Origin of the sequence: Rhodococcus sp. 11-3, assembly GCF_023704055.1 — a bacterium.
Classification (GTDB): domain Bacteria; phylum Actinomycetota; class Actinomycetes; order Mycobacteriales; family Mycobacteriaceae; genus Rhodococcus; species Rhodococcus aetherivorans.
In genome coordinates this window covers 1,453,046-1,465,770 of the sequence record NZ_CP080406.1, presented here as the reverse complement: position 1 = coordinate 1,465,770, position 12,725 = coordinate 1,453,046, and the positions used below count along the sequence as shown (strand labels likewise).

The window sequence follows — 12,725 nt, the reverse complement described above, 5'->3', positions numbered from 1 at the left end:
TCGAATAGGGTGGTCAGCGTCACAGGCTGTGGTCAGAGAGGATGCGAATCGATGAGCTCGTACGCGGAGGCCTTCCGGCAGAGCGTGGAGGACCCCGAGGGGTTCTGGCTCGAGGCGGCCCGCGCCGTGGACTGGGTGAACACGCCGACGCGCGCCCTCGACGGCTCGCAGGCCCCGTCGTTCCGCTGGTTCCCCGACGGCACGCTCAACACCAGCTTCAACGCCCTCGACCGGCACGTGCAGGCCGGACACGGCGACCGGCCCGCCCTGATCTGGGATTCGGCGATGGTCCCCGCCAAGCGCACCTACACCTACGCCGAGCTGCTGGACGAGGTCGCGGCCTTCGCCGGGGTGCTGCGCGATCAGGGCGTCGTCGCCGGCGACCGCGTCGTGATCTACATGCCGATGATCCCGGAGGCCGCGATCGCGATGCTCGCGTGCGCCCGCATCGGCGCCGTGCACTCGGTGGTGTTCGGCGGTTTCGCCGCCAAGGAACTCGCCACCCGCATCGACGACGCCCGGCCGGTGCTGCTCGTCACCGCCTCCGGCGGCCTCGAGCCGGGCCGCACCGTCGAGTACCTGCCCATGGTCGAGCAGGCACTGTCACTGTCGCAGACCCCGCCGCACACCGTGATCGTCAAGAACCGGGAGATGATCCCGGGCTCGGCCGCCGACTACAAGGCCTCCGTCGCCACGTGGTTCGACTGGGACGAGCTCACCGCCGACGCGGACCCGGCCGGGCCGGTCACCGTCGCGGCCACCGACCCGCTGTACATCCTCTACACCTCCGGCACCACGGGGAAGCCGAAGGGCGTGGTGCGCGACAACGGCGGGCACGCGGTGGCGCTGACCTGGTCGATGCGCAACATCTACGACATCTCCCCCGGCGACGTGTGGTGGACCGCGTCCGACGTGGGCTGGGTCGTCGGCCACTCCTACATCGTCTACGGCCCGCTGCTGATCGGCGCGACCACCGTCATGTACGAGGGCAAGCCGGTGGGCACACCGGATGCCGGCGCGTTCTGGCGGATCATCAACGAGAACAGCGTCGTCGCGTTGTTCACCGCGCCCACCGCGATCCGCGCCGTCCGCAAGGCCGACCCCGAGGCGAAGGAGCTGGAGAACTACGACATCTCCTCCCTCCGTACGCTCTTCGCCGCGGGCGAGCGGCTCGACCCGGACACCTACGAGTGGGCGACGAAGGTACTCGACCGGCCCGTCGTCGACCACTGGTGGCAGACCGAGACCGGCTGGGCGATCGCCGCGAACCTGCGCGGCCTGGACCCCATGCCGATCAAGGCGGGCTCGCCCACCGTGCCGGTACCGGGCTACCGCGTCGACATCGTCGATGCCGAGGGCAAGCCCGTCGAAGCCGGCACCGAGGGCAACATCGTGATCGCTCTGCCGCTGCCCCCGGGCACCCTGACCGGGCTGTGGCAGGACGAGGACCGCTACCGGCGGTCGTACCTGGAGACCTTCCCGGGCTACTACCTCACCGGCGATTCCGGCTACGTCGACGAGGACGGCTACGTGTTCGTCCTCGGCCGGTCCGACGACGTCATCAACGTTGCCGGCCATCGGCTTTCGACCGGAAGCATGGAGGCCGTGGTGGCGTCGCACCCGGCCGTCGCCGAGTGCGCGGTCGTCGGCATCCGCGACGAGCTCAAGGGCCAGCGGCCGTCCGGTTACGTGGTGCTCAAGTCCGGCGTCGAGATCGACCCGGAGACGCTGCGGCAGGAACTCGTGGCGATGGTGCGCGAGCAGATCGGCGCGGTCGCCACATTCCGTGACGTGACCGTGGTGCAGGCGCTGCCGAAGACCCGCTCCGGCAAGATCCTCCGCAAGACGATGCGGCAGATCGCCGACCACGAGCAGTACACCGTGCCGTCGACGATCGAGGACCCGTCGGTGCTCGAGGCGCTCGAGCAGCAACTGCGCGGATAGCTCGCCGCTCGCAACGTCGAGAGGGAGGTTGTTGCGGAGCCCTTTCGGGCGATGCCGCAACAACCTCCCTCTCGATAAGGAGACCTCCCGCTCAGTGCTTGCGGCGGCGGCGCACCACCTTGCGCTTGCCGTTGCGCTTGCCGCGGCGGCGCGCCACCCGGCCCACGACGAGGGCCGCGACGATGCCGCCGACGACGGCCGCGACGATCTGGGGACGTTCCTGCGCTTTCACCTGGACTTCGTGCACCTTCTCCTGGGCGGCCGACTTCGCGCGGGCCGGGACGTCGACCTTGTGGGCGAGGGCCTCCACCGTCTCGGCGAGCTCGGCGCGTTGCTGCTCGACGCTGGGCACCGCGTCGGCGGCCTCGGTGTTGCGTGCGGGGTCGGGACCGGTCATCGCACATGCTCCTTCACGGTGTTCACGTCCTTGCGGATACTCTCCGCCGTCTCGCTGGGTACCGGTGGGGCCGAGTTCTTGGCCCGCGACCTGCCGACGGCGGCCAGGGTGCCGCCGACAGCCAGGACGATCAACGAGACGATCAGCGCGGCCAGCCACGGGGAGAGCACGGTGGCGAGCCCCAGGATCGCGGTCGCGATGAGGGCGCCGACGCCGAGGTAGATCAGCATCAGCCCGGCACCGGCGATGCCGACGCCGACGCCCATCCGGGTGCCCTTGGCCTTCACCTCGTCGAGGGCGTGGGTGACCTCGGTGCGCACCAGGGTCGGCACCTGGGTGGTGAGCCGCTCGATCAGTTGCGCGGTGGACAGTTCGCTGGGGTCCGTGGCACTGTGCGTGCCGCCGGGGGACGCGGTCATCGTCGAGTCCTTTCGGTGTGGTGCGACGTCTCGGTCCGATCTGTCGCCCTCCGCATCGTCGTCGGCGCCCTCGCGGGCCGACGCGGTGTGCGCAAGGCGGAGTTCACGGCCGCGGTCGATGTCCTCTTGCCGCTTCTCCTCGTTCTTCTCGATGTTGCGGGTGTCCCGCGGCGGCAGCTGCAGCGTCTCCTCCGCCTCGATGCCGGCCTGCAGCTGACGTCCACGCTCGAGCTCGGCGTCGAACTCCGCGCCGAACAGCAGCGCGAGGTTGGTGATCCACAACCACAGGAGAAACACGATCGCGCCGGCGAGGGAGCCGTAGGTCTCGTTGTAACTGCCGAAGTTGGAGACGTAGAACGCGAACGCGACCGACGCCACGATCCACGCGAGGATCGCGATGGCGGCACCCGCACTGATCCAGCGGAACTTCGGCTGCGTCACGTTCGGCGTCGCGTAGTACAGCACGGCGACGATCATGATCACCAGGATCAGGATCACGGGCCACTTCGCGATGTTCCAGACCGTCACCGCAGTCTCGCCGAGCCCGATCACGTCCCCCATCGCCCGGGCCACGGGACCGCTCACGACGAGCATGAGGGCCGTCGCGCCCATCGCGATCAGCGCGAGGGCGGTGATGAGCAGCATCCACGGCCGCAGCTTCCAGATGGGGCGTCCCTCGTCGACCTCGTAGATGCGGTTCATGGCGCGGCCGAACGCGCCGACGTAACCCGACGCCGACCACAGCGCACCGGCGATACCGACGACGAGCGCGAACCCGGCCGCCGGCGCCTGCACGAGTTGTTCGACCGGGCCGCGGAGCGTGTCCACGGCGGTGGCCGGGCCGAGATCCTCGACGATCTGCATCACCGCGTCCACGGTGCTCTGGCCCTGGCCGAACACGCCGAGCAGGGACACGACGACGAGCAGCGCCGGAAACAGGGACAGCACGGCGTAGTACGTCAGCGCGGCGGCGAGGTCGGTGCACTGATCATGGCTGAACTCGCGAGCGGTCTTGCGCAGCACGAACTTCCACGACGGTTTCGTCAGGTCGGTCGGCGAGTCGGGTTTGCGAGAATCGTCCGGTCGCGGGAAGTCCTCCGCCACGTCGGGGTCGCCGTGTTTGGCCGTCATGTTGCCGCGATTACCCGTACACGGTGGGGACCAAACGCCGCAACCGGCCGGAACAGGAGGCCGGGCGGCGTAGGAATGAAGGCATGACGAGTGCACACAAGGTGTTCCATTCGATCGTCGGCCGCCTGGATCAACCGGTGTTCGTCGTCACCACCCGGGTCCTCGAGGAGCGCACCGGGTGCCTGGTGGGGTTCGCCACCCAGGCCAGCATCGACCCGCCCCGGTTCCTGGTGGGGTTGTCCACCTCGAACCGCACCTTCCGGGTGGCCACCGCCGCCGAGCATCTCGTCGTCCACGTACTGGGACGGGACCAGCTCCCCCTGGCGCGCCTGTTCGGCGGCGAGACGGGCGACGAGGTGGACAAGTTCTCGCGATGCGCGTGGCACGACGGCCCGCACGGCCTGCCCGTCCTCGACGGCGTCCCGGCGTGGTTCATCGGACGCGTCGTCGGCCGGGCCGCGCTGGGCGACCACGTCGGATTCCTGCTCGACCCGGACGGCGGGGAGTGCCACGGCGAACTGAACGACGTGATCCGGCACGGCGACGTCCGTGACCTCGACGCCGGGCACGCGCCCTGATTCCCCACGGCGCCGCGACGCGTGGTGTGATCGAGCGATGCGGCGCCTCGACGATCCGACCTGCCCGGCCCGTCCGCTCGACGACGACGAACTGCGGGCCCTCTACGCGTATCCGGCCGATCTGCGGTCGCCGTGGATCCGGGTCAACTTCGTCTCCTCCCTCGACGGGGCCGTCGCCGTGGAGGGCCGCTCGGGTGGGCTCGGCACACCGTCGGACAAGAAGGTGTTCGGGCTGCTGCGGGGCCTGGCCGACGTGATCGTCGTGGGCGCGGGCACGGCACGCGGCGAGAACTACGGCGGTGCCCGCACCAGCGCGGCGCTGCGGGAGCGGCGCCTCGAGGCGGGCCTGAGCGAGGTGCCGCCCGTCGCGGTCGTCACCGCCACATGCCACCTGGACCCCGGGTGCCGGTTGTTCACCGACACCACCGTCGCGCCGGTCGTCCTCACGTGCGAGACCGCGCCCGGGACCCGTCGTCGCTCTCTCGCCGCCGCCGGCGCGGACGTGCGGGTGATCGCCGAGCATTCGATCGACGGGCACGCGGTGCGCGACGCGCTGGCCGCGGCGGGCTGGACCCGCGCGCTGTGCGAGGGCGGGCCGCGGCTGTTCGGTCAGCTGATCGCCGACGGCGTGGTCGACGACCTGTGCCTCACGCTGGCGCCGCTGCTCGCCGCAGGTCCGGAGGGACGCATCGCCACCGCCCCGCAGACGGCGGTGACGTCGATGCGGCCCGCCCACGTCCTCGCCGACGACGACGGCACGGTCCTCACCCGGTGGATACGCGGGGAGCGGTGACGGGGTGGGGCCCCGCCAGGAGCTTCTGCACCACGTCGAGATCGCCGTGCGCCCGCAGCGTCGGCGCGACGCGGTCCAGCAGGCGGGCGAGCATGTCCCGGGCCGGGATCCGGGTGCCGGTGTGCACGTCCACCGCCGGGCCGTCGAGACCGTACCGGGCGGCGCTCCACACCGCCGCCGCACCGAGGTCCGGCTCGACCGGCCGCACCTCGACGCCACGGCGCAGATCGCCGAGAGCGGCGCCGACCAGGCCCCGGCCCAGGGCCGCCTGCAGGACCGTGCCGTCGACCGTTGGGGCGGTGTCGGCCGCGCGGATCTCCACCGTCGGCACGTGGACCGACGGCCGGGCGAGCCAGAACGTCATCCGGGAGTCGAGCAGCACCCCGGCGTCGACCAGGCGGGCGACGAGAGCGGCGGCGTGCTGCGCCGAACGCAGGTACGGGGGCAGACCGAAGCCGGGAAACCGGCTCTGCTGCACGATGCGCCAGCTCGCGTAGCCCGTGTCGCGGCCGCCGTGCCGCGGGGAGTTGGCGCCGAGCGCGACGAGCGTGGGCAGCCACGGGGTCAGATGGTTCACCACGGCTGCCGCGGTGTCGCGGTCGGCGACGCCGACGTGCACGTGGCAGCCGCAGGCGTGGTAGTCGTCGACCAGCGCGCGGTACCGCTCGGCGATGGCGGCCCGCCGACCCGCCGCGACGAGGGTGCCGGGTCCGGCGTCGGACTCGGGGACCCCGACGGCGGCGAACCGCAGCCCGCATCGGCGGGCTGCGGCGTCGAGCGCGGAGCGGGACGAGGTCAGCCGGGTCCGCAGCTCCGCGAGGGTCCGGCACACCCCGCCCACGGCCTCGATCTGGGTCGGGTGCAGTTCGCCGACGAACGTCACCCCGGGTACCCCCGGAAGCCGGCCGCACACCGCGTCGAACCCCGGCGCGGGGTGACCCGTCGCCGGGTCGACGAGGAGGAATTCCTCCTCCACGCCCATGGTGACGCCGTCGCCCGGCGCCGCGCCGGAGGTTTCGGGGTTCATGGTTGCGGGCTACCCGTTGCCGCCGGCGGCGACACGCCGGCCGGTAGAGTCCGGACAGCATCCGGCGGAAGGAGTTCCCCATGCCCGACGACGTTCCCGAAGGATCCGCACGGTCCAGCGCGACGGCCGAGCGGATCGGCGAGCTCGCCGCCGACCGCGATCTGACCGTCGCGTGCGCGGAGTCGCTCACCTCCGGCGCCCTGGCCGCCCGGCTGGGCGCCGCGCCGGGCAGCGCAGGGTGGTTCCGGGGCGGCATCGTCGCCTATTCCCGGGCCGTGAAGCACTCGCTGCTGCGGGTGCCGGAGGGCCCGGTGGTCTGCGAGGCGGCGGCGCGCGCCATGGCCGAGTCGACGGTCGAACTGCTCGGCGCCGACCTCGCGGTGGCGGTGACCGGGGCGGGCGGCCCGGACAGCCAGGACGGGCAGGAGCCGGGCACGGTGTGGTTCGCCGTGGCCGGGCGCGGGCCGACGCACGCCGAGGAGAAGTTCTTCCCGGGGGAGCCCGAGGACGTGCTGGCCGAAACGGTCTTTCACGCGCTCACTCTGCTCGCGGACCGCGCGGCGAGCTGAGCGGGCCGGTGCCCGCCCGGCCGAGCAGGCGGGTGACGAGTTCGGTGACGAGTTCGTCGGGTGTGGCGTCGGCACCGATCGAGGTGGTGAGCAGGTCCAGCAGCAGCCCGTCGACCGCGTAGTGCAGCAGGGCGACCTCGAGCGCGGTGGCGGGTAACTGTGCGGCGTCGTTGAATTCGACGTCGAGCCGATAGTTGCGGGAGAGCGTCGCGCCGAGCACCTCGGCGAGTCCCGGGCTTCTGCGGGACTCGAGGCGCAGTTCCATCAGGGCGACGGTCAGGTCCGGCTGGGCGGTGGTGCGCTCGACGAGGTATCGCATGTAGTCGATGTAGAGGTCGACGCTCGGGGTCCGGCCGGCGAGCGCCTCGAGCCGGTCCGGGTCGGGGGCGAGCCGCTCGAAGATGCGCGCACCGAGGGCGCCGAGCAGTTCGTCCCGCGTCGGAAAGTAGTTCGCGCAGGTGCCCAGGGGCACTCCTGCCTCCCGGTCGACGGCGCGGTGGGTCAGCTTGCGGGCGCCGTCCGCGCCGAGCACGCGCAGGCCGGCATCCGCGAGCTGTGCTCGGCGCTCCGGATTCGCTGCCATGAAAAAACTCTAGCATCGACTACAACACCTGTTGTAGTTTGACCACCACAGGTGTTGTAGTCGACGATCCGAGGAGCCCTTCGTGCGAAAACTGACCTACTACGTCGCGACCACGCTCGACGGCTTCGTCGCCGACCCGGCCGGCGGATTCGACTTCTTCCCGGTCGAGGGCGACCACATGGGATACCTCCTGCGGGAGTTTCCGGAGACGTTTCCGGTCCACGCCCGCGGACCCCTCGGAATCGAGGGACCACCGAAGCACTTCGACGCCGTCGTGATGGGCCGGCGCACGTGGGAGCCCGCCCGCGCCGCCGGGCTGACGAGCGCGTACCCGCACCTGCGACAGTACGTGTTCACCACGACGATGACCCAGGCGCCGGACGAGACGGTCACGCTCGTGGCCACCGATCCGCTCGAGTACGTGCGCGACCTCAAACGCCAGGAGGGACTGGGAATCTGGCTGTGCGGCGGGGGCTCGCTCGCCGGGGCGCTGTTGCCCGAGATCGACGAACTGGTGCTGAAGGTGAACCCGATCGTCGTCGGCGACGGAATCCCGTTGTTCCGCCGCGGGTTCGAGCCGCACCGCTTCACCCGGCTCGAGACGAAGACCTTCGACAGCGGCGTCACGGTGTGCCGCTTCGCGTCCGGTGTGTCCTTTGGGCGGCCCTGACCGCCCAAAGGACACACCGGCGGCGCAGCCGCCTAGAGCCAGGCGGGATCGGTGTCGAGCGTGGTCCGGTCCAGGCTGTCGAGCAGGTCGAACTGCGGACCCGTCTTCGGCAGTTCGAACGCGAAGAAGTATCGGGCGGCGGCACGCTTGCCGTCGTAGAAGCCGCCCTCCCGGGTCCCGGCCGCGAGGAGCTGTTCGAGCCACATCCACGAGACGATCACATGCCCGACGGCCTCGAGATACACCGACGAATTCGCCAGCGCCACCTCGGGATCGCCGGTCGACCACAGCCGTGCGGTGGTCGCCGCGACACGCGTCACCGCCGCCTGCAGCTGCCCGGCGTAGCGGGCCGCGTCGCCCCCGGCGTCGACGGCCCGCGCGACGGTCCGCCCGATCGTCTCGCCGAGCAGCGCCAGCCCCGCCCCGCCCTGCATGACCACCTTGCGCCCGAGCAGGTCCAGCCCCTGGATGCCGTGCGTACCCTCGTGAATGGGGTTGAGGCGGTTGTCCCGGTAGAACTGCTCGACGTCGAATTCGCGGGTGTAGCCGTAGCCCCCGTGCACCTGGATCGCCAGGCTGTTCGCCTCGAGGCACCACTGCGACGGCCAGGACTTCGCGACGGGGGTGAGCATGTCGAGCAGCAGCCCGGCGCGGGTGCGGGCCTCCTCGTCCTCGGCGGTCTGCTGCTCGTCGACGAGCGTCGAGCAGTACAGCCCCAGCGCCAGCGCGCCCTCGACGTAGGCCTTCTGCGCGAGCAGCATCCGGCGCACGTCGGCATGCTCGATCAGCGGCACGGGCGGCGACGACGGGTCCTTGTCCCCGAGGGGGCGGCCCTGGGTGCGGGTGCGGGCGTACTCGAGGGACTGCAGGTAGCCGGCGTAGCCGAGCGACGTGGCGAGGAACCCGACGCCGATGCGGGCCTCGTTCATCATGTGGAACATGTACGCCAGGCCCTTGTGCGGCTCGCCGAGCAGGTAGCCGACGGCGCCGGCGCGACCGCCGGGGGTGAAGGTGCCGTCGCCGAAGTTCAGCAGCGTGTTGGTGGTGCCGCGGTTGCCCATCTTGTGGTTGAGACCGACGAGGGCGACGTCGTTGCGCTCGCCGAGCTGCCCGTCCCCGCCGACGAGGATCTTCGGGACGATGAACAGCGAGATGCCCTTGACCCCCGCCGGACCACCGGGAATCTTCGCCAGCACGAGATGGACGATGTTCTCGGACAGCTCGTGGTCGCCGCCGGAGATCCACATCTTGGTGCCGGTGAGCCGGTAGCTGCCGTCGTCCTGCGGCACGGCCTTGGTGGTGATGTCCGCCAGCGACGATCCGGCCTGCGGCTCGGACAGGCACATGGTGCCGAAGAACCGGCCCTCGAGCAGGGACGGCACGTACGTGGCGATCTGCTCCTCGCTGCCGTGGGTGGCGATGAGGTTGGCGTTGCCGACGGTGAGGAACGGGTAGGACGAGGTGCCGGCGTTCGCGGCCTGGAACCAGGCCATCGCCGCACGCAGCACGGTGACCGGCAGCTGCATGCCGCCGAGTTCCTCGTCGAACGAGGACCCGATGAGCCCGGCCTTGGCGAACAGCTCCAGCGCCGCCTTGACCTCGGGGATGATCTCGACCTTGCCGTCGTCGCCGATCCGCGGCTCCTGGGCATCCGCCTTCTTGTTGTGCGGCGCGAAGTGCTTGGTGGCCATGTCCGCACTGAGGTCGAGGACGGCGTCGAACGTCTCCCGTGAGTGCTCGGCGAACCGCGTCCGCGCGGTGAGGGACTCGACGTTCAGCCACTCGTAGAGCAGGAAGTCGAGGTCACGCCGGGACAGGACGGGAGCGGGCATGGAGGTTCCTTTCACAGTGCCACGGATTCACTCAGCGGCCACAGATTCACTAAGCGCTCACTTAGTACAGCAACGACGGTGCATGATGTCAACGGACCAGCACGGCGACGGAGAGACCCCAGCATGATCGACACGCCCATCACCGACCGGGACGACCTCACCGGCATCTTCACCGAGGTCGAATCCGACGTCGCGCGTCGTCTCATCGGCTCGGCCGTGGAGTCCTTCGCCCGTCGCGGCTACCACGCCACCACCACCCGTGACATCTCCGTCGGCGCAGGCCTGAGCCCGGCCGCACTGTACGTGCACTTCAAGTCCAAGGAGGAGGTGCTGTTCGAGGCCAGCCGCATCGGGCACCAGCACGTCCTCGACGCCGTCGTCGCCGCGGCCGCCTCCGCCACCGAGCCGGCCGACCGGATGCGCGCGATCGTGGACGGCTTCGTGCGCACCCACGCCGTGCACCACACCGTCTGCCGGGTGGCGCAGTACGAACTGCACGCCCTCACCCCGGAGCACTACCGGACGATCGCCGCGATCCGCCGCGACACCGACGCCGTGATCCGTGCCGAGATCGAGAACGGCATCGCGGCCGGGGTGTTCACCGTCCGCGACGTGCCGACCACCGCCCTCGCGATCCTGTCCCTCGGCATCGACGTCGCTCGCTGGTACCAGCCGGGCCGTATCGACGTCGACACGCTCGCGGGCAACTACGTCGAGCTCGTCCTCGGCATGCTCGGCGCGGGCACAATGCAGGGGTGACCGAGCCAGCCACCGTCCTCGTCGTCGACGACGACGAGGACGTCCTCGCCTCCCTGCAGCGCGGGCTGCGCCTGTCGGGGTTCGACGTGCTCACCGCCGCGAGCGGCACCCAGGCGCTCGACGTCGTCGCCCGGCACCGCCCCGATGCGATGGTGCTCGACATGAACATGCCGGTCCTCGACGGCACCGGCGTGGTCACCGCCCTGCGCGCCGGCGGTCACGACATCCCGATCTGCGTGCTCAGCGCGCGCAGCACCGTCGACGACCGCATCGCCGGGCTCGAGTGCGGCGCCGACGACTACCTGACGAAGCCGTTCGTGCTCGCCGAGCTCGTCGCGCGGATCCGGGCGATGCTGCGGCGCAGCGTGCCGGGCGCTCCCGGCGCCGGCTCCGTCGTCCGGGTCGGCGGGCTCGAACTCGACACCGCGGGCCGCCGGGTGCGCATCGACGGCAGCGACGTGGAGCTGACCAAGCGCGAGTTCGAACTGCTCGAGGTGCTCGCCCGCAACGCGGGCATCGTCCTGAGCCGCGACCGCCTGCTGACCCTGGTGTGGGGCTACGACTTCGACGCAGACACCAACGTCGTCGACGTGTTCGTCGGCTACCTGCGCCGCAAGCTCGAGGCCGGCGGGCGGCCACGGCTGGTGCACACCGTGCGCGGGGTGGGCTTCGTGTTGCGGGATCAGGCGTGACACACCGTTTCTCGCTGCGTGCACGGGTCGCCGCGGCCACGGCGCTCGGCACCACGCTCGTCGTCGCGGTCCTGGGCGTGCTCGTCGCGCTGGCGATCACCCGGAACAACCTCGCGCAGCTCGACCGCCGCCTCGAGACGGCGACACAGGTGCTGGTCGCCAACGCCGGCACCGCCGGTCTGTTCCTGCCCGCCCTGGGCGACGCCGGCGCCTTCGCCGTCACCATCCGCACCGAGTCCGGGCGGTTGCTCAGCAGCACCCCGACCGAACTGCCGGTCCTCTCCCCCGGCGCCCACACCGTCGACCTCGGCGGCACCGCCTACCGGACGTACACCGCGCCGACCGACCGGGTGCCCTCGCTCCTGTCCGTCGCCGTGCCCTACGCCGAGGCGCAGGACATCACGACCGAGCAGCACCGTCAGCTCGCCGTCGCCGGTGCGATCGCCGTCGCGGTCGCCACGGCCCTCGGCTGGGTGTTCGGCGGGCGGGCCGTGCGTCCCCTGGTGGATCTCACGCGCCGGATCGCGGCCCGCGAACCGACGCTCGCGCCGCGGCGCTCCGGCATCCGCGAGGCCGACGAGCTCGCCGCCGCGGCCGGCGACATGCTCAGCGACGTCGCCCGCGCCCAGGCCGCCACCGACGCCGCCCTCGCCACGGCGCGGGACTTCGCGGCTGCCGCCGCCCACGAGCTGCGGACCCCGCTGACCGCCATGCGCACCGACCTCGAGGTGCTCTCCACCCTGGACGCGACCGGCGACGTCCTGAGCGTCGAGGAGCGCACCCAGATCCTCGCCGACCTCACCCGGACGCAGAGCCGCGTCGAGTCCACTCTCGACGACCTCGAGCGGCTCGCCCGCGGCGACCTGTCCACCTCCCGGGACTTCGTGCCCACCGACCCGGTGGAGATCTGTGACGCCGCGGCCGCCGATGCGATGAGCCGGCATCCCGGCGTGCAGATCGAGGTGGTCGGCGAGACGGGACGCGAGATCCGGGCGCTGCCGAGCGGACTGCGGCTCGTCGTCGACAACGCCGTGGCCAACTCGGTGCGGCACGGCCACGCCCGCCGGATCCGGCTGGCGGTCACCGCCGACGGCACCGACACCGTGCTCACCGTCGACGACGACGGCCGCGGGGTGCCCGCCGACGAGCGCGGCGTGGTGTTCGAGCGGTTCCGCCGGGGCAGCGGCGCCGCCAGGGGCGGCTCCGGGCTGGGGCTGGCGCTGGTGGCGCAGCAGGCGGCGCTGCACGGCGGCGCGGCGCGGCTGGAGGCGAGCCCGCTCGGCGGGGCACGGCTGACGGTGCGGCTCGCCGGATCGGCGGGGTGAACGTTT

At 71.6% G+C, this 12,725-nt stretch carries 13 protein-coding genes; 8 read left to right on the top strand and 5 right to left on the bottom strand.

Annotation, left to right across the window (positions count from 1 at the left end; translation table 11 throughout):
- The first annotated feature begins 51 nt into the window (after positions 1-51).
- The gene (locus tag KZJ41_RS06875; RefSeq protein WP_006936070.1) at positions 52-1,944 is read left to right on the top strand and encodes a propionyl-CoA synthetase; all 1,893 of its coding nucleotides are present in this window, start codon (positions 52-54) and stop codon (positions 1,942-1,944) included.
- A 91-nt stretch (positions 1,945-2,035) separates the two neighbouring features.
- On the opposite strand, the gene KZJ41_RS06870 is transcribed toward KZJ41_RS06875, so the two are convergent.
- Positions 2,036-2,341: a DUF3618 domain-containing protein gene (locus KZJ41_RS06870; protein WP_006936071.1), complete on the bottom strand. Its 306-nt coding sequence runs from the start codon at positions 2,339-2,341 to the stop codon at positions 2,036-2,038.
- Complete coding sequence (locus KZJ41_RS06865; RefSeq protein WP_006936072.1) at positions 2,338-3,891, bottom strand: YhjD/YihY/BrkB family envelope integrity protein; 1,554 nt, start codon at positions 3,889-3,891, stop codon at positions 2,338-2,340. The genes KZJ41_RS06870 and KZJ41_RS06865 overlap by 4 nt, the downstream gene beginning before the upstream one ends.
- 83 nt (positions 3,892-3,974) lie before the next feature.
- Here KZJ41_RS06865 and KZJ41_RS06860 point away from each other — a divergent pair, with 83 nt between their 5' ends.
- Together KZJ41_RS06860 and KZJ41_RS06855 are read left to right on the top strand one after the other, a co-directional pair.
- Positions 3,975-4,469, top strand: coding sequence for a flavin reductase family protein (locus tag KZJ41_RS06860; RefSeq protein WP_006936074.1), 495 nt, complete (start codon positions 3,975-3,977; stop codon positions 4,467-4,469).
- A 37-nt stretch (positions 4,470-4,506) separates the two neighbouring features.
- On the top strand, positions 4,507-5,262 hold the full coding sequence (locus KZJ41_RS06855) for a pyrimidine reductase family protein (protein ID WP_006936076.1): 756 nt from the start codon (positions 4,507-4,509) through the stop codon (positions 5,260-5,262).
- Here KZJ41_RS06855 and KZJ41_RS06850 read toward each other — a convergent pair.
- Entirely contained in the window at positions 5,234-6,289 is a 1,056-nt protein-coding gene (locus KZJ41_RS06850; protein ID WP_065922928.1) for a YbdK family carboxylate-amine ligase, read from the bottom strand. The two genes, KZJ41_RS06855 and KZJ41_RS06850, sit on opposite strands and share 29 nt — an antisense overlap.
- A gap of 80 nt (positions 6,290-6,369) precedes the next feature.
- On the opposite strand from KZJ41_RS06850, the gene KZJ41_RS06845 reads away from it, so the two are divergent.
- On the top strand, positions 6,370-6,858 hold the full coding sequence (locus KZJ41_RS06845; RefSeq protein ID WP_006936080.1) for a CinA family protein: 489 nt from the start codon (positions 6,370-6,372) through the stop codon (positions 6,856-6,858).
- Here KZJ41_RS06845 and KZJ41_RS06840 read toward each other — a convergent pair.
- On the bottom strand, positions 6,827-7,441 hold the full coding sequence (locus tag KZJ41_RS06840) for a TetR/AcrR family transcriptional regulator (protein WP_029541848.1): 615 nt from the start codon (positions 7,439-7,441) through the stop codon (positions 6,827-6,829). The genes KZJ41_RS06845 and KZJ41_RS06840 overlap by 32 nt on opposite strands.
- Before the next feature lie 82 nt (positions 7,442-7,523).
- Here KZJ41_RS06840 and KZJ41_RS06835 point away from each other — a divergent pair, with 82 nt between their 5' ends.
- The gene (locus tag KZJ41_RS06835; protein WP_065922929.1) at positions 7,524-8,111 is read left to right on the top strand and encodes a dihydrofolate reductase family protein; all 588 of its coding nucleotides are present in this window, start codon (positions 7,524-7,526) and stop codon (positions 8,109-8,111) included.
- 32 nt (positions 8,112-8,143) lie between these two features.
- Here the strand turns inward: KZJ41_RS06835 and KZJ41_RS06830 are convergent, their stop codons facing one another.
- The gene (locus tag KZJ41_RS06830) at positions 8,144-9,943 is read right to left on the bottom strand and encodes an acyl-CoA dehydrogenase (protein WP_065922930.1); all 1,800 of its coding nucleotides are present in this window, start codon (positions 9,941-9,943) and stop codon (positions 8,144-8,146) included.
- 123 nt (positions 9,944-10,066) lie between these two features.
- Here KZJ41_RS06830 and KZJ41_RS06825 point away from each other — a divergent pair, with 123 nt between their 5' ends.
- From KZJ41_RS06825 to KZJ41_RS06815, 3 genes are read left to right on the top strand one after another with little or no spacing between them, the layout of a single operon-like run.
- The gene (locus KZJ41_RS06825; RefSeq protein WP_006936086.1) at positions 10,067-10,702 is read left to right on the top strand and encodes a TetR/AcrR family transcriptional regulator; all 636 of its coding nucleotides are present in this window, start codon (positions 10,067-10,069) and stop codon (positions 10,700-10,702) included.
- A complete protein-coding gene (locus KZJ41_RS06820; RefSeq protein ID WP_006936087.1) occupies positions 10,699-11,394 on the top strand; it encodes a response regulator transcription factor in 696 nt (231 codons plus the stop codon). The genes KZJ41_RS06825 and KZJ41_RS06820 overlap by 4 nt, the downstream gene beginning before the upstream one ends.
- Positions 11,391-12,719: a sensor histidine kinase KdpD gene (locus KZJ41_RS06815; protein WP_065922931.1), complete on the top strand. Its 1,329-nt coding sequence runs from the start codon at positions 11,391-11,393 to the stop codon at positions 12,717-12,719. Before KZJ41_RS06820 ends, KZJ41_RS06815 begins: the two co-directional genes overlap by 4 nt.
- Positions 12,720-12,725 lie beyond the last annotated feature (6 nt).

Excerpts from the sequence above, each read along its gene's own strand:
- KZJ41_RS06850 (WP_065922928.1), bottom strand. The coding sequence starts at position 6,289 with ATGAACCCCGAAACCTCCGGCGCGGCGCCGGGCGACGGCGTCACCATG.
- KZJ41_RS06865 (WP_006936072.1), bottom strand. The coding sequence starts at position 3,891 with ATGACGGCCAAACACGGCGACCCCGACGTGGCGGAGGACTTCCCGCGA.
- KZJ41_RS06860 (WP_006936074.1), top strand. The coding sequence starts at position 3,975 with ATGACGAGTGCACACAAGGTGTTCCATTCGATCGTCGGCCGCCTGGAT.
- KZJ41_RS06855 (WP_006936076.1), top strand. The coding sequence starts at position 4,507 with ATGCGGCGCCTCGACGATCCGACCTGCCCGGCCCGTCCGCTCGACGAC.
- KZJ41_RS06845 (WP_006936080.1), top strand. The coding sequence starts at position 6,370 with ATGCCCGACGACGTTCCCGAAGGATCCGCACGGTCCAGCGCGACGGCC.
- KZJ41_RS06825 (WP_006936086.1), top strand. The coding sequence starts at position 10,067 with ATGATCGACACGCCCATCACCGACCGGGACGACCTCACCGGCATCTTC.
- KZJ41_RS06840 (WP_029541848.1), bottom strand. The coding sequence starts at position 7,441 with ATGGCAGCGAATCCGGAGCGCCGAGCACAGCTCGCGGATGCCGGCCTG.
- KZJ41_RS06830 (WP_065922930.1), bottom strand. The coding sequence starts at position 9,943 with ATGCCCGCTCCCGTCCTGTCCCGGCGTGACCTCGACTTCCTGCTCTAC.
- KZJ41_RS06870 (WP_006936071.1), bottom strand. The coding sequence starts at position 2,341 with ATGACCGGTCCCGACCCCGCACGCAACACCGAGGCCGCCGACGCGGTG.
- KZJ41_RS06875 (WP_006936070.1), top strand. The coding sequence starts at position 52 with ATGAGCTCGTACGCGGAGGCCTTCCGGCAGAGCGTGGAGGACCCCGAG.